This is a genomic window from Mucilaginibacter glaciei (assembly GCF_014773245.1).
Taxonomy (GTDB): Bacteria; Bacteroidota; Bacteroidia; order Sphingobacteriales; family Sphingobacteriaceae; genus Mucilaginibacter; species Mucilaginibacter glaciei.
Window position 1 is genome coordinate 224,604 of the sequence record NZ_JACWMX010000006.1, and the last position, 19,325, is coordinate 243,928.

Here is a 19,325-nt window from a genome sequence, read left to right on the forward strand (position 1 = left end):
AAAACCGTAACTTCGTTTCCTGATGGGTAAAAATATTGTGGTAGCTATCGACGGCTACTCGTCATGCGGTAAAAGCACACTGGCCAAGGCCTTAGCAAAAAAACTTCATTTTATTTATGTGGATAGCGGCGCCATGTACCGTGCTGTTGCCCTGTATTTTCTGCGCAACAATATCAGCTCAACAGACCTTGAACAGATAGAATACGCATTAAAAAATATCCATCTCAACTTCCACTCACGTGATTACGAAACTCATATTACGCTGAATGATGAGGAGGTATCTGACGAGATCCGCCTGATGCCGGTATCTGAAAAGGTGAGTGAAGTATCGGCCATTAAAGCAGTACGCCGTGAAATGGTGAAGCAGCAGCAGCGGATGGGTAAGCTAAAAAACATTGTAATGGATGGCCGCGATATCGGTACCGCCGTATTCCCCGATGCGCCCGTAAAACTCTTCATGACTGCTGACCCGAAAGTACGCGCCGAACGCCGCTTCAAAGAGATCCACCTAAAAAATCCCGATATCACCCTGGAAGATATATTTGAGAACATCGCCCATCGCGATTATCAGGATACCACCCGTACCGAAAGCCCGCTGGTAAGGGCCAGTGACGCCATCATATTGGATAATACCAACCTGACACCTGAGCAGCAACTACAATTCGCTTTAGATAAGGTAGAGCCGTTGTTGGTCTGAATCAAAATTTACAGCATTAAAGGATTTTCAGAATTCATTAAGCATCTTGTTAATTTAAAAATTCTGAAAATCCTGATTCAAACAGCCTTAATCGCGCTCACGCCAAACCTGTTTAAAAAATCAACCCCTTCGTCGCTGGTTAAGCCTTTGTATTCGGCGTACGATTTATCGTAAAAAACTTGTTTAATGCCTGCAGAAAAGATAAGCCTGGCGCACGGCAGGCACGGCGATAGCGTTGTGTAAAGTGTAGCCCCTTCTAAATTAGCACCATTTTTTACAGCATATAATATCGCGTTTTCTTCGGCATGGAGGGCCAGTGAGCAGCTGCCTTTAGAGTCGCGCGGGCAACCATGCTCCGGGAACTCCTCATCGCAATTGTGCGTACCCGCAGGCGGCCCGTTATAACCTATCGAGATGATGCGCGTATCTTTAGCCAGCACCGCCCCTACCTGTGCCTTAACGCAGTGTGAGCGCTTGGCCAGATCTGTAGCCAGGTTCATGAAAATATGATCGAAGGTGGGTTTCATTTTGGTTGATTAGAGGTTAGAGATTAGTCTTAACAAAAAAGGTTAGAAATTAGTGTTTACCTAATCTCTAACCTCTGAATGCCTGATCACTTAAATTATTAGTGACCGCCCGATACTTCTACATGATCGATATCGATGCCTTGTTTGCGAAGGATCGAACCTGCTTTCCAGGCAAAGAATGCCAGGTAAGCAAAACCAATAACCGGCACCACGTATGATAAGTGAATACCGCTGGTATCGGCAAGGATACCCTGCACCGGTGGGATGATGGAACCACCTAAGATCATCATGATCAAAAATGCCGAACCCTGGCTGGTGTATTTGCCCAAACCGGTAACCGATAGCGAGAATATAGACGGCCACATGATAGAGCAGCATAAGCCACCGCTAATAAAGGCGAAGATGGCAACCATACCGCTGGTCATTAAACCTACGATCATAAATATGACACCCAATATCCCAAATACCGCCAGTGTGCGGATAGGTTTTTGTGCGCCGTATAGGAAACCTACTATCAGTACCACAACGCAAACTGCGTAAACATAAAGGTTACTTACGTTAGTACCGCTTAAGTGGTTAACTAATAATACCACACCAAATGCAACAAAAGGCACAACAATAGTTAAAAGTATCTTGGTTGTTTTAGACAGGTTGAACGCGCCGATGGCACCCGTCCAGCGGCCTATCATCAAACTGCCCCAGTACAAAGAAATAAAAGGCGCTATCTCTGATGGTTTGTAGCCCCCAAAAGCCGGGGTTTCTAATAATGCGCCCATATTGCTCTGTATAGTAACTTCGGTACCTACATAAGTAAAGATGGCTATCATACCGTAAACCAATTGAGGGTACTGCATAGCTCCCCATCCCGATTTACTTTTACCCGCTGCAGAAACCGAGCCGATAAGCGATGCCAGGATGATAATTAATGATGCGTACACAAAGTATGATTGCGGGATGCCGGTAGATTTACTTGCAGGGCCTGCTATCAATATTAAAAGGAATGCAATAAAGATGATACCTAAAGGCAGGTTGGCTTTATTACTTGCCTCTATCTTTTCATCACTTGTTACGCTTGGTAATTTTGATAACCAAAAGAACAATGCCACTGCCAGGAATAAGCCCGCCAATATGTAGTATAGGTTATTTACTGATGATATTTGTACATCTTCGGGTTTGATCAGTTTACTGGCCGAACCGAAAAGCACGATACTTACCACAACAGGGCCCATAATACTGCCAAAGTTATTTACACCACCGGTAAAGTTTAAGCGGTTTGAACCGGTTTCAGGCGTGCCCAATGCAACCACAAACGGGTTGGCAGCAGTTTGCTGTAACGAGAAACCCAATGCAATAACAAAGAAAGTTGCCAGGATAAAGGCAAACGAACCAGAGTTAATGGCAGGCACCATGATCAATGCGCCGATAGCCGAAATGATGAGCCCTATAATGATACCATTCTTGTAACCAATCTTGTTAAGGATATCAACTTTTGATGCAGCCGAAGCAAAATACAAGCCTAATGAGCCGATAAAGTACCCACCATAAAAGGTAAAGTCGATCAATTGCGACTCAAATTGTGATAAACTAAAATGCGCTTTACAAAAAGGAATAAAAATACCATTAGAGGCAGCTAAAAAGCCCCAAAAGAAAAATACTGTGGCCAGCGTGTATAATGCTGAACCATAGCTTTTAGTATTGTCTTGTGCCATTGTTAAAATGAGGTTATTAAATTGGTGTGTTTAAAACACTAAACATAAACCATTTTTTTAGAATTACGACCATCTTTTTTTCAAAATATAAATCACAAATTATGTTTTTGTTGTTTAACCAATAAAAGTCGCATATTAGTGTCCTGATTTTTTTACTTGATAAAAAACAGTGATATAAGCCTTAATTAATGATAGAAGCCATCATTTCGGGAATTGGGTTTGGTTTAGTACTTACGTTTATTACCGGCCCGGTTTTTTTCGCTTTAATAAAAACCAGTATTGAAAAAGGCTTTCATGCTGGGGTAGCCCTTGCCCTTGGTGTGGTAAGCAGCGATATGGTATTTGTTGGTGCCATCCTGTTCGGCTCGCAATACTTTGATATTACCCCGCACGATAAAACAGTGGCAGGCATCATTGGTGCAACCATCCTTTTTACTATAGGTGTATATTACATTTTCAAAAAAGCCGATGTGGATTACCAGAACAAGGTACCAACCAAGGTAAACCGTGCAGGTTATTTTATCAAGGGCTTTGTGATGTGCATTTTTAACCCTACAATTCTTTTCCATTGGACGGTAGTTATCGGCGTAGCCAGTACCGCTTTTCATGAGGGCGTGCATAACCGCGCCATAAAAATAGCGGTAATGTTTATTACCATATTGGTAGTACAATTTGGTTTAGATACCGTAAAAGCCTTTTACGCCAATAAATTGCGCGATAAGATCTCGCCGAAGTTTGTACACAGGCTTAATGAAATTGCCGGCATCGCGTTGATCATCGCTGCGTTAGTATTGGTGGATAGGTTGGTAACCCATTATGTATTTGCTGCACCAGCCGCGAGTTAGAGATTGGGTGGGTTGCCTTGTTTAAAAACCCCTTGTCATCTCGAACGAACGATAGTGAGGAGAGATTTTCTTCACGCGCAACGTCTTCACAGATGATTTCTCGTCGTTGCGCTTCCCTCGAAATGACAGGATTTAAAACCCTTGTCTTCTCGAACGAACGTTAGTGAGGAGAGATCTTCTTCACGAGCAATGTCTACGCTTATTGCACGCAGAGGATTTCTCGTCGCTGCGCTTCCCTCGAAATGACAGGATTTAAAAACCTTGTCTACACTTTTTGTTCGCAGAGGATTTCTCGTCGCTGCGCTTCCCTCGAAATGACAGGATTTAAAAAACCTTGTCATCTCGAACGAACGATAGAGAGGAGAGATCTTCTTCACGAGCAATGTCCACACTTATTGTTCGCAGAGGATTTCTCGTCGCTGCGCTTCCCTCGAAATGACAGGATTTTAAAAAACCTTGTCTACACTTATTGTTCGCAGAGGATATCTCGTCGTTGCGCTTCCCTCGAAATGACAGGATTTAAAAAAACCTTGTCTACACTTATTGTTCGCAGAGGATATCTCGTCGCTGCGCTTCCCTCGAAATGACAGGATTTTAAAAACATTGTCATCTCGAACGAACGATAGAGAGGAGAGATCTTCTTCACGAGCAATGTCTACGCTTATTGTTCCAGAAGATTTCTCGTCGCTGCGCTTCCCTCGAAATGACAGGATTTAAAAAAACCTTGTCTACGCTTATTGTTCCAGAAGATTTCTCGTCGCTGCGCTTCCCTCGAAATGACAGGATTTAAAACCCTTGTCATCTCGAACGAACGATAGAGAGGAGAGATCTTCTTCACGAGCAATGTCTACGCTTATTGTTCCAAAAGATTTCTCGTCGCTGCGCTTCCCTCGAAATGACAGGATTTACATGTAAGCCCTTTGGTTTTTACCTTCCATCCAGTTAACAAAGGCGCGATTTACTACCTTGTTACCACCCGGGGTTGGGTAATCGCCGCTAAAGTACCAGTCGCCGGTATGATCGGGGCAGGCAATGTGCAGGTTATCTAACGTTTGATACAGCACTTTTACTTCGGCCTTAATATTTTTAGGGGTGATGATCTTAGCTATCCGGTCAGATATTTCCTGATCCGTAAATGGCGCATAGATGGCCTTTACATAATTCTTTACATCCTCTTTTGGCAATTTCAAACCATCCTTACATTGCTGGTAAACATCGGTAATGATCTTTTCCATACCCTGCTCCTTCAACAAACTGATGGCGGCCTCAAACGCAACAAACTCGCCCATACGCGACATATCGATACCATAGCAATCCGGGTAACGGATCTGCGGGGCAGACGATACCACGATCACCTTTTTAGGCCCAAGCCTGTCCAAGATCTTCAGGATGCTTTCCTTCAAAGTAGTACCACGCACTATCGAGTCATCCAATACCACCAGCGTGTCCTGATCATTTTTGATCAAGCCGTAAGTGGTGTCATAAACGTGGGCGACCATTTCGCTGCGGTCGGCATCCTGGGTAATAAAGGTACGCAGCTTAACATCCTTAATTGCTATCTTCTCTACACGTGGTGCAAGGGATAACACTTCGGTCAGTTCTTCCTCGCTGATCTTATCGTCGCGGTTAAGCAACCTTTCGCGCTGGTATTTTTTAATATACTTATGTATACCCTCCACCATGCCGTAAAACGCAACTTCGGCAGTATTAGGGATATAGCTGAATACCGTATTTTTAATATCGTTGTTGATGTTCTCCAGTATCTGCGGGCAAAGCAAACGGCCCAGCTGTTTACGCTCGCGGTAAATAGAAGCATCGCTGCCGCGCGAGAAATAGATGCGTTCAAATGAACATGCCTTTTTCTCAACCGGTTCGCTAAACATATCTTCGGTAATGGTGCCGTTCTTTTTAACAATAAGGGCATGACCTGGGCGGATCTCTTTGATCTCGCCGATAGGGATATTGAAAGCCGTTTGGATAGCGGGGCGCTCAGAAGCGGCAACCACAATCTCGTCGTTATAATAATAGTACGCCGGGCGGATGCCTACCGGGTCGCGCATTACAAATGCATCGCCGTGGCCCAATATACCGGCAATGGTATAACCACCATCCCAGTTCTTGGCCGATTTCCGCAGGATCTTGGCTACGTCCATATCGTTAGCGATCAGCTTACTGATCTCGGCATTATCGTCCAGTCCTTCGCGCTTGTACTGGTCAAACAAGCCCTGTACTTCGGTATCGATGAAGTGGCCCATTTTTTCCAACACGGTAATGGTATCGGCTTGTTCTTTGGGGTGCTGCCCCAGGTCATATAACTGCTGCAGTAGCTCATCAACGTTGGTCATGTTAAAGTTACCGGCAATAACCAGGTTACGGGTCATCCAGTTGTTTTGACGCAGAAAAGGGTGGCAGCTTTCAATACTGTTTTTACCGTGGGTGCCGTAGCGCAGGTGGCCCAATAACACTTCGCCGGTAAAGCTTACGTGTTCCTTTAACCATTCGGCATCTAACATCCGTTCAGGGGTTTCCTTCTGGATCTCGGAAAATTTTTTCTGGATGTATTCAAATATATCTGCAACGGCGTTTGAAGCCATTGAACGGTGGCGGCTAATGTAGCGTTTACCCGGTTCAATATCCAGTTTAATGGTAGCTACCCCTGCGCCGTCCTGGCCGCGATTGTGCTGTTTTTCCATTAAAAGGTAAAGCTTGTTTAGTCCGTACAGCGCAGTGCCGTACTTTTGCTGATAAAATGACAGTGGCTTTAAGAGGCGGATAAATGCCACACCGCATTCATGTTTAATCTGATCGCTCATGATTTGGAATGAGCTCGCAAAGGTAACAGATTAGTTGGATTTGTGTTTAAACATCGTGTCATTAATTAGTACTTTTTATTGATCTTGTTTGAGGTGATTTACAGATGCATTTTGATTTTTAAAAAAGAGCTTTATTTTTAATCGAAAGATCTTCTTAATCCGTTTAATGACGGTCCGGACCATTAAATTAGCACCACAAATAACTGTTATGAAAATTGCCTTAGCTACTCCCCCATTCCCCAAATCAATTGATGATGCTTTGTCTGTTATTGACAACATGGCGAAAAAAGCTGCCAATCAAGATGCCGAGATCATTTGCTTTCCTGAAACTTTTTTACCGGGTTATCCGCTGGCAGATCATGAGGTGCCTAAACAACCCCTTACTGTTTTGCAGGATGCCCTGGATAAGGTTTGTAAAATTGCGTTTGCTCATGGTATTGCGATCATCATCCCCATGGATTGGTATGAAGGTGACCAATTTTTAAATGTGGCGCATGTCGTATCGGCCGCGGGCGTACAACTGGGCTATCAAAGTAAAAACCAACTGGACCCCAGTGAAGACGGGCAGTGGGCACCTGGCACCACCCGCCGGTTATTTGAGGTGAACGGTATTAAATTCGGTATTACCATCTGTCACGAGGGTTTCCGCTACCCCGAATCGACCCGATGGGCTGCGCGCGAGGGTGCCCGGATAGTGTTTCACCCCCATCTGTCCGGCAGCGATATGCAGGGGGTAAAGTTAACGGAATGGGGCAGCATCAACAGCCCTTATTATGAAAAGGCAATGATGATGCGGGCTTTAGAGAACACCATCTACTTTGCCAGCGTAGGTTACGCCATGAAATTCCAGGAATCAACCACATCATTGATAGATCCGCAAGGAAAATGCATAGCCTATCAACCTTATGGTGAGCCGGGCATACTGGTAGCGGAAATAGATCCCGAACAGGCAACCGGACTACTGGCCAAAAGGTTCAAGCCGGAATTGTACGTAATATAAATTCAATGCATTTAGGTGACGCAACCGTGTCAGTAAAAGCAAAAAGCCAAACGCTTAAATAACTGATAATGAGATGTTCATGAATGTTCACGATGTTCATGTAGTGAACGTGAACATTTTATAGCTTCTCGCCGTGCTGGCTAATATCAAGCCCCAGCACCTCATCTTCTTTTGAAACACGCAAAGGCGAGATCATATCTGTGATCTTCAGCAACAGCATCGACCCGAAAAATGAAAAGATGGAAGTAGCCGCTAAGGCCAGCAACTGCACAAAAAACAAATGCGTATGCCCGAAAAACAGACCATCGCCGGTGGTGTTGCCAGGGTTTACATTCTGGTTGGCAAACACGCCGGTGAGCAGCATCCCCACCATACCGCCCACCCCGTGACAGGGGAAAACATCTAAAGTATCGTCAATAGAAGTACGCGTGCGCCACTCTACCACCAAATTACTCACCACTGCCGATATGATGCCGATAGCCAGCGAGTGCGGCACGCTTACAAAGCCAGCTGCCGGTGTAATGGCAACAAGGCCCACCACCGCCCCTATGCAGGTACCCATAGCCGATGGCTTACGGCCGCGCAGCATATCAAAAAAGATCCAGGTAACACCTGCCGCAGCCGATGCCGTGGTACTGGTGGCCAGCGCCGTTACCGCCAAATGGTTTGCCCCAAATGCCGACCCCGCATTAAACCCAAACCAACCGAACCATAACAGCCCGGTGCCTATCATTACATAGGTTATCCGCGCGGGCGAGTGATTAGCCTCATTACGTTTTTTAAGGAACAGTGCCGACGCCAGCGCCGCCCACCCCGCCGACATGTGTACTACCGTTCCGCCTGCAAAATCAAGTACGCCTAATTTAAACAATACGCCATCGGGGTGCCAGGTGGCGTGTGCCAGTGGCGAGAAGATGAATATGGAGAACAGCACCAAAAAGATGATATATGAGTTAAAGCGGATGCGCTCGGCAAAGGCACCGGTGATGAGTGCCGGAGTAATGATGGCAAACTTAAGCTGATACATGGCAAATAGCAGCAGTGGTATGGTCGGGGCCAGTTTCCAGCTGGCGTTACCCAGCATGCCCTTCATCATAAAGTAGGTAGACGGGTTACCTATCAACCCGCCAATACTATCGCCAAAGGCCAGGCTAAAACCAAATATGCCCCACATTACCGTGATAATAACCATACAAACAATGCTTTGCAGCATGGTAGAGATCACGTTTTTCTTGTTCACCATCCCGCCGTAAAAAAAGGCCAGTCCGGGTGTCATGATCAATACCAGGGCAGTAGACATAAGCATCCAGGCAATGTCGCCGGTATTGAAGTTCGCCTTTACCGATTTGTCGTATTCGATAGATGGAAAAATAAATGTAAGGCACAGGATTACCAGGATGATAAAGAAAGGAAAGTAACGTTTCATATAAATTTAGTAGCCGATAGGTTAAAACCGGCCTGAATTTATAAACTTTTGCCCAACTTTTTATGAAAAATGAAAATATACTACCAATTAAGTATAGTTAATTATGCATGCATAGCTTTTTATTATGAATTTATTAATATCATTTATTTATAATGTCATTTCGAAAAAGCGACAGCGAGGAGAAATCTTCTGAGTACGGTAAAGTCTGTACATCCCTTGTAGAAGATTTCTCTCTATCGTTCGAAATGACAGCATAGTTTTTAAAAGCCTATTCCATCAGGATTCCTCTCTACAAATACCGCATCAACAAATCAGGGAAGATCCCAAAACTAACCAAAGCAATCGCAATCACCAGCGAAAGGACCACCAGTTTAATGGACCATTTATTCTCGCTTACGATCAACTCACTGCGACGCAGGAATAGGTTCAACGGGATCTTGATATAGTAAAACAGTGCTACAACTGTGGTAATGGCCCCGGTTATCATCAGCGCCAGCAACCAAACATCATGATTTTGCTGATAGATACTATACACTGCCGAAAACACAAACAGCTTACCCGTAAAACCGGCACTGATGGGGATCCCCGTCAGCGAGATCAGCACTACTACAAACACTACCGAAGCCAGCGGATATTTAAAGCCGAGGCCCCTATAATCCTTCACATCGGTAATACCCTCGGTATTTTCAAAGTAGTTAGCCAGTGCCAGGGCGGCAATATTAGCCATCCCGTACATGAGCAGGTAATAGGTTAACGCCGAAAGGCCCTGCGGCGTAAAAGTAACCAAAGCCATCAACGCGAAGCCGGTATGCCCTATACCCGAGTAAGCCAGGATGCGTTTTACATTACTTTGCAGCACCGCGGCAAAGTTACCGGCTATGAGGGTAAGGATGCCCACCGCCGAAAGCACCAGCCTGAAATCGAACCCCTGCCACTTATTATAAAATACAAACGGGGTAATAAAATTCCAAAGCAAAGCGAAGGCAGCTATTTTAGGCAAGGTTGAAAGATAGGCCGTAACCGGCGTGGCCGCGCCTTCGTAAACATCGGGCACCCAAAAGTGCATGGGCACAAATGATAATTTAAAACCCATGCCGGCTAAAACCAACGTGATCGCGAACGAAACACTCAGGCCGTTTACCTGCGCCAAACGCTCGGCCAGGTGGCCCGAAAAAAGATCTAAAGTGCCTGTGAACCCATAAAGAAGCGAGATCCCATACAGCATCACCGCTGATGCTGCTGCACCAAACAATACATATTTCAACCCCGCCTCGGTGCTAAAGGCATTCTCGGACCGGTAGGCTACCAATAAGTATGATGCCAGCGATACAAATTCTATCGCCAGGTAAATAGATAAAAGATTAACCGCCATTACCATTAGGTGCAAGCCCAGCACGGAACCAATAACGATAGTATACAGGTCAGACAACCCCTTACGGTGCGCCGCAAGGCGATGATCCCAGGGAAAATAAAGCAGCAGGATAAAACTCAATAAATCTATAACCAGTTTAAAAAATATGCCTGTACGATGCAGCAGCAGCATATTACTAAATATAAGCCTGCCGCCGGTAATAATGAGTTCGAACTGCTGCAGGTCTTTAAACAGTACAAACACCATCCCCATTGAGGCTACACCACGGCAAATTTTGGCAGAATTTTTACCGAAGAACAGATCAGTAACCAATACCAGTACAAACAGCACGGTGAGGTAAACCTCGGGCATAAAAAACTGGATGCTGCCTAAGGCATTGGTTAACTGATTGCTTATTTCGGGGAACAAATATTTCATTGAGCTATTGAACTATTACAGATTGGTTTTTAGGATATTTAACCTGGTACTTTAAATGCAACTGTTTTTCTGCCTGCGAATTTACAACTAAACTCCATGAAGTTTTACCGGTAAGTTTATTCATTTCGGCGCCGCTTATATCCTGCGTATTTACCTCAATGTCTGAATTACGGGAAACAGGCACCTGGTCTTCGGTAAGCAAATTAATGGGTTGATTTTTACGGTTCTTTACGGTGATAAGCCAGTCGCGGGTTTCTTTTTTGTTGGCACCGAAGGTTTGCTTGCCGTTCAATTCCTTTTGCAAGGTACGGGTCACCACAATATTCTTATCCACCCCTAACGACAGGTTGAGCGTATCTGTTGCCACATGGGTATCAATCAGCGATTTCCCGATGAATGTCCCTTCAAAAAACAGGTTGGCCTCGCCGCTTAAAAAGTTAAACTTATTCCAGTCCGTGATGCGGGCAGTCAGGAATACGTCTGTACTTAATTTCGGTGCCACATAGTACTGGTAAATTGCATCAGTATTTACTTCCTGTATTTCTACCAGGTATTGCTTACCATCCGCAGGGATAGTATAGGGGTTATCGATATTAAATTCGATGTTGGTTTGATTTTCAGTTTGATTAACCGCTACCGGGATAGATAGAATGCTGGAGTTTCCGCGAATCATAATTCCGGCTGCTTTGCCATTTAAAGTTGCTACGCTACCTGTAAGATCCCTTTTGTACTGGGGTTCATTTGCGTATCCCACAACAACCACTTCGTTTAGCGCATTCGACTCCGCTTGCATGATTACATTTATCACGCTGCTACTTGCCTGCAATTCCTGGTTAGCATAACCTATATAGCCAAATACAAGCGTGGGGTTGTTTGCAGGCACCTGTAAGCTGTAGTTCCCGGCAGCATCGGTTTGTGTGCCGATAGACGTCCCCTTAACCCTGATGGTAACTCCCGGCAAAGGCTGCCTGTCATCCGATGAGGATATGTGACCGGTAACTTTTGTAATGGCGTTTGGCCCGCCGCTGTAGTACATGCCGAAGTTTAAATAATCGGGCGTTAACTCTGGTTTGCTGCCGCTAACAGTTGGATTCCCTGTAGAAAGTGTAAGCTTCACATTTTTCCACTCCTCGCCGCATTGCTGCGATACATTGGCCTTATAAGCAATGGTAATAGGGCTGTTCACGTTTTTGGCACGGATATCGTAAGTAGGGTACCAGCCTGCATTGTTTACCACGTAGCTTAAAGTAAATAACGATTGCACCGCAGTTTTTGATGATACCGTTACCAATACGTTGCTGGTAGCACCGCTGCGGCCTTTGGCAATGTCTGCAATTTGCTTATCGTATTTGCGCAGGTCGGCATTTAAGGTATTGATCTCATTTTGAATGGCCTGATCCCTCTTTTTAATATCTGTTAAACGTTGGGTCTGGAAATCAAGTGCCTGTTTTAATTTCAGCAGATCGAGCCCGGAGTTTTGCCCGCTCACTACCTGATTTTTATTTAACATCTCTGCTTCCTGTTGGTTAACGTTAAATGCGTTGTTCAACAATGCAATTTTATCCTGAATAGCTTTTTGTTGTGCGCGTAACTCATCAATATGTTTGAGCTTAGTCTGATCTACCAGATAATTCATTTCCTGCTTAACCGATAGGATAGTAAATTCGCCGGGGGCCTTTACCTGCAGGCTCTGTACATCAATATCAGGCGAGATATTCTCAAACACCAGCGTTGACGTACCCGCCTGTAAATTGGCAAGCGCCGTACGCGTTATTTGCGCGCTGTTTAAAAACACCGTTACTTTTTGCACTTTTGAGGTGATCTTTTGTTCGCCATCGGCGGCTTTAACCATTTGGAAACCGATAAGCAGGCAGGTCATAAATAATAGCTTTTTCATATGGAGTTATCTTATTTACCTGTATGATGCACCTGCCTGCCTTATTCCATAAATATTTTTAAAATTATTTTAGTTGTAAATATTGCACCAGCGCCAATACTGACTCATTTATTTTACCCAGCACCAATGAGGGCATAATGCCCAGTGCCAAAGCCATTATCGCTAAGGGTAGCAGGGTAAGCCTTTCGCGCCAGTCGATGTCCGTAAGTGCTCCCTTCCAGAAGTCGCCGCCCTTTAAAGATATGGTACCGAAGAACATCCTTTGTAGTGTCCACAAGAAGTAGGCGGCACTTAAGAGGATGCCCACCGAACCACAAACCGCCATCCAATAAGGCAACAGACCGTTTATATTGTGCGATTTAAATGCGCCGGCAAGCGTAAACGCCTCGGCTACAAAGGCCGAAAAACCCGGTAAACCTAATGAGGCAAAAAAGGCCACCATTACATAAACCGTATAGCGCGGCATTAAAGTTGCGAGACCGCGGAAGTGGTAGATATCGCGGTCATGCACCCGGCTGTAAACCACACCCACCAAAAAGAATAACATGGTTGATAGAAAACCGTGGCTTACCATTTGCAGTACCGCTCCGCTGATGCCCTCGGCAGTTTGTGAGGCAATCCCCAGTAATACAAAACCCATGTGCGATACCGACGAGTAGGCGATCATCCGCTTCAGATCGCGCTGGGCAAGGGCGTTGAACGCACCGTACAGGATAGAGATGATCCCCAGCAACCCCAGCCAAAAGGCACCGGAATGGGCCACATCCGGGAAGATGCCCAGACAAATGCGGATAATACCGTAGCCCCCAATTTTAAGCAACACCCCCGCAAGTATGATAGATACCGGCGTGGGCGCTTCTACATGCGCATCGGGCAGCCAGGTGTGCAGCGGCACAACCGGCACCTTGATAGCAAAGGCGATAAACAGCACCACAAAGCCAACTGTACGCGCCGGCATGCCCATTATTGTTTGGTGACTCAATATGGAAAATACCGAACCATCGATAAAATTCTTCGGATCCATCATCTGTACCATGTTGAAGGTGTGGTTACCCGTAACCGGGTCTTTTACACTCAGGTAAAGCCCGATCATCACCAGCAACATAAAAACAGAGCCGAACAAAGTGTACAGGAAAAATTTAATGGCGGCGTATTCGCGCCGGGCACCGCCCCACATCCCTATCAGGAAGTATAAAGGCAGCAACATCAGTTCATAAAACGTGTAGAACAGGAAGAAATCCAAAGCGCAGAATACGCCCACTACGGCCATATCCAGCAGCAAGAACAACGCGAAGAACCCCTTCAAATTACTTTTGATCTCCCAGGAAGCTACGGCTGCTACCACCATTACCAGGGCGGTCATTACCAGCAGTGTTACCGAAATACCATCTATCCCTACGTAATATTCAATCTGCATTTTACCCGCACCGCCCAGGTTTAAGTTGATCCAGGGCAGCTTTTGTACAAACTGGTACTGTGCCTCGTGGCTAATCCCCGCGTGTGCCGCATCGGCATTAAAGTTCACGTATATAAAAATACTGAAGGCCAGCTGCAGCAAAGTAGCGAACAGGGTAATATATTTAAAACTTGCCCGCATAGATGATGGCAGCACCAGTATGATGAGGCCGAACAGTACGGGGGTAAATATGAGCAGGGTTAACAAGTTCATGAATTCCAGATCAGTATTTTTAAAATAAACACAACAATTACGGCCAATAGCATACTAAATAAATAGTACTGCACTTTACCGTTTTGAAAACGGCGCGCAATCCCACCGATGTAAGCTACTAAAGCCGCAGCCAAATGCAGCAGACCGTCTACAATATATTTATCAAACCAGGCGGCGGCACCGGCTATACAGCGGGCTATGCGTTCAAACAGGTTCACCAAACCGTCTATAACCTTTAGGTCGAACCAGTATAGGGCTTTACTGAAAGTCATTACAGCACGTACAATAACCCGCTGATAAAATGCATCGATATACCATTCGTTAAAAGAGATGCGGTGCAGCAGGCTGGGTTGGGCAGCTACTTTATCTCGTTGCTTGATGTACGCCATGTATGCATAATAAAGCATCGCGATACTACCTACATTGATGATCACGGGCACCATCAATTCTACTAAACCCGCTGTATATTGGCCATACTGCGGCAAACCGCCCGTTAACCAGCCCGAATGCGCTAACGGGTTAAGCGAAAACAGCGGGAACAAACTGCACAAGGCCAGCATTATCAAAGGCAGCTGGTAGCGCCAGCCGCCATCGCCTATATGTATGGTGATGTTCGGATAAAGCTTCGACAGGTTCATGTCGCCGTAAAAAACCTTCAGGATCATCCGCGCTACGTAGAATGCGGTTAACCAGCTGGTGATGCTGGCGAAAACAGGGATCAGCATAAATGCACCGCCCTTTAGTTCCGCCCATTCAAAGGCTTGTACCAAAATGCCTTCTTTGGATAGGTAGCCCGAAGTTAGCGGCAGGCCTATCAGCGCCAGTCCGGCGATTAAAGTGGCTACAAAGGTAACAGGCAGCTTTTTGCGCAGGCCGCCCATATTGGCCAGATCCTGTGGATCGATGTCGAGGTGATTATCTTCTTTAACGTGCTTGATCTGATGGATAACGATACCGGCACACAAAAACAGCAGGCATTTGAAAAAAGCGTGTGTCACCAGGTGAAATAACGACGAAGCGTACGCACCTATCCCCATAGCCATGACCATGTAACCCAATTGTGATATGGTAGAGTACGCCAGTATGCGTTTCAAATCAGTTTGTGTGAGAGCGATGGTGGCGGCCATAAACGCGGTAAAACAACCCACAGCGGCCAAAATATTCAGCTCGGTAGTGTTGAACATGGGATATACGCGGCCCAATAAAAACACTCCTGCGGCTACCATCGTTGCCGCGTGGATCAATGCCGACACAGAGGTTGGCCCTTCCATGGCATCGGGCAGCCAGGTATGCAGCGGGAACTGTGCCGATTTTGCCGCGACACCTAAAAATATACCACCAAACGCTACGTATTGCCAAATAGCCGGGATTTGTGTTACTGTGTGAGGTGCCATAACGGTCCAACCTCTGCTCACAGGAACGTGCAAGACATGATTTAAATAAAATGACCAAGTCCCATTTTCAATGTATGAATACCTTGTTACAAAACCTTCTGCGCCAAATAGTTTTTCTAAGTCGAAAGTTCCAAATAACGTATATATAATGATGATCGCGGTAAGCAAACCAATATCGCCGATGCGGTTCATGATAAAGGCTTTTTTATTGGCCTGCACCGCAGCAGGCCTGTCGAACCAGAAACCAATGAGCAGGTACGAGGCGAAGCCCACCAATTCCCAAAAAGCGTAAAACAGTACCAGGTTATCCACCACAACCAAAGCCAGCATGCTGAAACAAAAAAAGCTCAGATAGCGAAAATACCTACCGTAGCCCGCGTCGTCCTTCATATAGGCGGTAGAATAGATATGCACCGGCAGCGCCACTAAAGGCACCAACGCCAGCATCAATACAGATAAATTATTTAATAACAACCCCGCGTGCACCTGGCTATCCCCAATGGTGAACCAGATGGTTTGTACGTGGATAACAGGGCCGTTCCAGATAGCAGTAAATACGAATATTGAAAATATGCTACTGATTAAAATAGCTATAGTTGATACCCAGCCGGAAGCCTTGCTTTTATTTAAAAATAAAAAGTTAAGTATAAAGGCGGCAAAAGGCAGCAGCACTATCAGGATAGTGAGGTAAATGGTTTGCAGTTCCTGTGGTAAAATTGCCTCTTTCAATCTTTTAAATCCTTTATTTGATCGGGGTTAATGGTTTTGTATTGCTTATACACATTCAATATTATGGCCAATGCTACAGCAGTTGTTGCTGCGGCCAGTATAATAGCAAACAGTGCGAATATCTGTCCGCTGTTGTTTACGCGGTCATACTTGCCAAAGGCTACCAGGTTTAAAATGGCGGCGTTCAGCATCAGTTCGATACCGATCAGGATTTGGATAGCATTCTTTTTCGATACGATAATGAACAGGCCGGTACAAAACAGCACAGCACTTACCACCATAAAATCGGTCAGGGTTATCATCCGCGCATGTCCTCCTTCCGGGATAAATGGGCGGCGCCTACCAGCGCCAGCATCAACAACACCGATATAGCCTCAAACGGCAGCAGGTAGCGCGTCATCAAGTTAACGCCGATATTGTTGATCATTGATTCATTAACGCCTATGACATTTTGCGTCCCATTGGCTTCTTTTAACCATTGCAGATTAGCTACATCAGCCTTAAAGATCACGTTGATCATCACCACTAAAAAAAACAGTGCCAACAATAAAGACGGCAAATTTTTTAAGCTTACAAAACGGCTGCTTTGTTTTTGAGCGGCTTCCAGCGCTTCCTTGCCTGAGAGCATAAATGCAAATAAGATCAGCACCAAAATACCACCTACATAGATTACTATCTGGGTTACAGCTACAAAATCAGCCAGGGCCAACACATATAACCCTGCAAGGCCGAACAGGGTAATAAAGAACATAAAAATGCTGCGCACCAAGTTTTTGCTGATAGCAACCGTTAATGCCGAACCCAACGTTACCAAAGCCATAAAGTAAAAAGCGAGCTGTACTACACTCATGCGCCGGCCTCCCTTGCCTTCATGGCGGCTAATTTAGCAGCTTGCTTTTCGGCAGTTTGTTTTTCGAGCAGCATACGCTTTTCGGCGGCAAACTCGGGCGACATGTCCGAAAACTCGTAGTTCAAATCCTTCAGCTCAAATACGGTTTTATCGTACTGATTGGTCATCACAATGCATTCGGTAGGGCACACAATAGTACACAGACCGCAGTACATACACTTGGCCATGTCAATATCAAACTTAGCGGCATAAAGCAATTTCTTCGACCCGTCGGATGTTTCGCCGATAGATCCTTCTGTTGATTTGATAGATTCGATATCGATGCAATTTACGGGGCAGATCTTAGCGCACAGGTCGCACACGATACAGTCATCAATCTCTACCTCTAACTGGTAACGGCCCACTTCGGGCACCGGCAATTGCTGTTTAGGGTATTGGATAGTATTGGTATCGTTTTGGCGTTTAAAGTAATTATCGTCCTTAACGGATATGATCTCGCGCCTGGAATTCCCCGTAAACAGGTGCTTCAGGGTAAGGCTAAGGCCTTTCCATGCAGTAGTTAATCCGTTGAATGCGTTCTTAAACAATTTCTGAACCGTTGATTTTAATGATTAATTGATTCCGTTGATCTATTGCTATTCTTCTGTCTTTATTCCTGCCTCTTACTGTCTTTTATCTCCCACCCCTACATCACCCACAGCCGCCATACGCCGGATAGCAGCATACAGGCAAAGGCCAGCGGGGTAAGCACTTTCCAGCAAAGGTTCATAAGCTGGTCTACCCGTAAACGGGGCAGCGTCCATCTTATCCACATCTGTACGGCAACCAAGGCCATAGTCTTAGCCAGGATCCAGACGATACCCCATACAGTGCCCGTAGTCCAGGTGGCCAAAGTTACGGAACCTATATTTGGCAACGGCGTATTCCATGCCCCTAAAAACAGGATAACGCCAACCATCGATACTAAAAACATCATCGAGTATTCGGCCAGGAAAACCAGCGCGAATTGAGGGCCGGTAAACTCTGTATGGAAACCCGCCACCAGTTCAGACTCCGCCTCAGGGATATCAAATGGTGCCCGATTGCTCTCCGCTAACGATGCTATAAAATAAATCACGAAAGCCACCAGCAAGTGCGGTGCCTGGAAAACATTCCATGATAAAATCCCGCCTATTTTGGATACATCCCACATCCCTAAAAACTTACTGGTTTCTGAGGATAAAATACCCTGCTGCATGGCAATAGTTTGCAGGTTAAGCGTTTGGGCTATCATCACTGCCGATATAACGGCAAACCCAGCGGGGATTTCATAAGAGATGATCTGCGCCGCCGAGCGCATGGCCCCCAGTATTGAATATTTGTTGTTAGATCCCCATCCGGCCATCAGGATGCCAAGGGTTTCGATAGAGATAATGGCGAAGATGTAATACAGCCCGATATTGATTTGCGAGGGCACCAGTCCTGGCGCCCAGGGCAATGCCGCAAAACCCAGGTAAACAGCTATAAAAATAATCCCAGGTGCCATCAGGAACAATACCTTATCCGCCGCTGCGGGGATAATGAGCTCTTTTTGCAGCAGTTTTACTATATCGGCCAGGGTTTGCAAACTGCCGAACTTGCCCGTTTCTGTCGGGCCTAAACGGTTTTGGATAAACGCGCTGATCTTACGCTCGCCCCATACGCCAAAAAGGGTAAAAGCGCCCACAAAGCCAAATAAACCTGCAGCTGTTAAAAAATATGTAACGTAAAAGTTCAAGGGCGTTTGCTTTGGCTGCAAACTTAGTAAATGCCACGGATAGTTGACTGATTTGGTAGGGGAATTTTAACGCCGGGATTTAGCGGATGGAAGGAGATTGGATTTTATCGTCGTGTTGAACAGGATGCCATTTTAATCACATGTCCTTGCGAGCGCAGCGCGGCAATCTCAGCGGACCGGTTTGCGATTAGATCTCAGTGAAGAATGGGTTTGCTCTATGAGTG

The 19,325-nt window shown here is 45.6% G+C and carries 15 protein-coding genes; 3 read left to right on the top strand and 12 right to left on the bottom strand.

What is annotated here, in order from left to right; all coding sequences use genetic code 11:
* Positions 1–22 precede the first annotated feature (22 nt).
* Positions 23–697 carry a (d)CMP kinase gene (cmk, locus tag IDJ76_RS15695; RefSeq protein WP_191164291.1) on the top strand — a complete coding sequence of 225 codons (675 nt, stop codon included), beginning with the start codon at positions 23–25 and terminating at the stop codon, positions 695–697.
* Between the two features lie 77 nt (positions 698–774).
* Here cmk and IDJ76_RS15700 read toward each other — a convergent pair whose 3' ends face one another.
* Both IDJ76_RS15700 and IDJ76_RS15705 read right to left on the bottom strand, forming a co-directional pair.
* On the bottom strand, positions 775–1,224 hold the full coding sequence (locus tag IDJ76_RS15700) for a deoxycytidylate deaminase (protein WP_191164292.1): 450 nt from the start codon (positions 1,222–1,224) through the stop codon (positions 775–777).
* Positions 1,225–1,322: 98 nt separating this feature from the next.
* Positions 1,323–2,933, bottom strand: coding sequence for an MFS transporter (locus IDJ76_RS15705; RefSeq protein WP_191164293.1), 1,611 nt, complete (start codon positions 2,931–2,933; stop codon positions 1,323–1,325).
* A gap of 188 nt (positions 2,934–3,121) precedes the next feature.
* Here IDJ76_RS15705 and IDJ76_RS15710 point away from each other — a divergent pair, with 188 nt between their 5' ends.
* Positions 3,122–3,778 carry a LysE family translocator gene (locus IDJ76_RS15710; protein WP_191164294.1) on the top strand — a complete coding sequence of 219 codons (657 nt, stop codon included), beginning with the start codon at positions 3,122–3,124 and terminating at the stop codon, positions 3,776–3,778.
* 905 nt (positions 3,779–4,683) lie between these two features.
* On the opposite strand, the gene IDJ76_RS15715 is transcribed toward IDJ76_RS15710, so the two are convergent.
* On the bottom strand, positions 4,684–6,591 hold the full coding sequence (locus tag IDJ76_RS15715) for an amidophosphoribosyltransferase (RefSeq protein ID WP_191164295.1): 1,908 nt from the start codon (positions 6,589–6,591) through the stop codon (positions 4,684–4,686).
* A gap of 208 nt (positions 6,592–6,799) precedes the next feature.
* Between IDJ76_RS15715 and IDJ76_RS15720 the strand changes: the two genes are divergently transcribed.
* The gene (locus IDJ76_RS15720) at positions 6,800–7,591 is read left to right on the top strand and encodes a carbon-nitrogen hydrolase family protein (RefSeq protein ID WP_191164296.1); all 792 of its coding nucleotides are present in this window, start codon (positions 6,800–6,802) and stop codon (positions 7,589–7,591) included.
* Between the two features lie 118 nt (positions 7,592–7,709).
* On the opposite strand, the gene IDJ76_RS15725 is transcribed toward IDJ76_RS15720, so the two are convergent.
* From IDJ76_RS15725 to IDJ76_RS15765, 9 genes are all read right to left on the bottom strand, one after another.
* Positions 7,710–9,017 (bottom strand): ammonium transporter, encoded by a 1,308-nt coding sequence (locus IDJ76_RS15725; RefSeq protein WP_191164297.1) that lies wholly within the window; start codon positions 9,015–9,017, stop codon positions 7,710–7,712.
* A gap of 289 nt (positions 9,018–9,306) precedes the next feature.
* Entirely contained in the window at positions 9,307–10,806 is a 1,500-nt protein-coding gene (locus tag IDJ76_RS15730) for an NADH-quinone oxidoreductase subunit N (RefSeq protein ID WP_191164298.1), read from the bottom strand.
* 4 nt (positions 10,807–10,810) lie between these two features.
* Entirely contained in the window at positions 10,811–12,703 is a 1,893-nt protein-coding gene (locus IDJ76_RS15735; protein ID WP_191164299.1) for a DUF4139 domain-containing protein, read from the bottom strand.
* A 64-nt stretch (positions 12,704–12,767) separates the two neighbouring features.
* Complete coding sequence (locus IDJ76_RS15740) at positions 12,768–14,372, bottom strand: complex I subunit 4 family protein (RefSeq protein WP_191164300.1); 1,605 nt, start codon at positions 14,370–14,372, stop codon at positions 12,768–12,770.
* The gene (locus tag IDJ76_RS15745) at positions 14,369–16,495 is read right to left on the bottom strand and encodes an NADH-quinone oxidoreductase subunit 5 family protein (protein ID WP_224746356.1); all 2,127 of its coding nucleotides are present in this window, start codon (positions 16,493–16,495) and stop codon (positions 14,369–14,371) included. The genes IDJ76_RS15740 and IDJ76_RS15745 overlap by 4 nt, the downstream gene beginning before the upstream one ends.
* Positions 16,492–16,797: an NADH-quinone oxidoreductase subunit NuoK gene (nuoK, locus tag IDJ76_RS15750; protein WP_191164301.1), complete on the bottom strand. Its 306-nt coding sequence runs from the start codon at positions 16,795–16,797 to the stop codon at positions 16,492–16,494. Before nuoK ends, IDJ76_RS15745 begins: the two co-directional genes overlap by 4 nt.
* The gene (locus IDJ76_RS15755) at positions 16,794–17,345 is read right to left on the bottom strand and encodes an NADH-quinone oxidoreductase subunit J family protein (protein ID WP_191164302.1); all 552 of its coding nucleotides are present in this window, start codon (positions 17,343–17,345) and stop codon (positions 16,794–16,796) included. Before IDJ76_RS15755 ends, nuoK begins: the two co-directional genes overlap by 4 nt.
* On the bottom strand, positions 17,342–17,932 hold the full coding sequence (locus IDJ76_RS15760; RefSeq protein ID WP_191164303.1) for a NuoI/complex I 23 kDa subunit family protein: 591 nt from the start codon (positions 17,930–17,932) through the stop codon (positions 17,342–17,344). Before IDJ76_RS15760 ends, IDJ76_RS15755 begins: the two co-directional genes overlap by 4 nt.
* A gap of 98 nt (positions 17,933–18,030) precedes the next feature.
* Positions 18,031–19,101, bottom strand: a complete 1,071-nt coding sequence (locus IDJ76_RS15765; protein ID WP_191164304.1) for a complex I subunit 1/NuoH family protein — start codon at positions 19,099–19,101, stop codon at positions 18,031–18,033.
* Positions 19,102–19,325 lie beyond the last annotated feature (224 nt).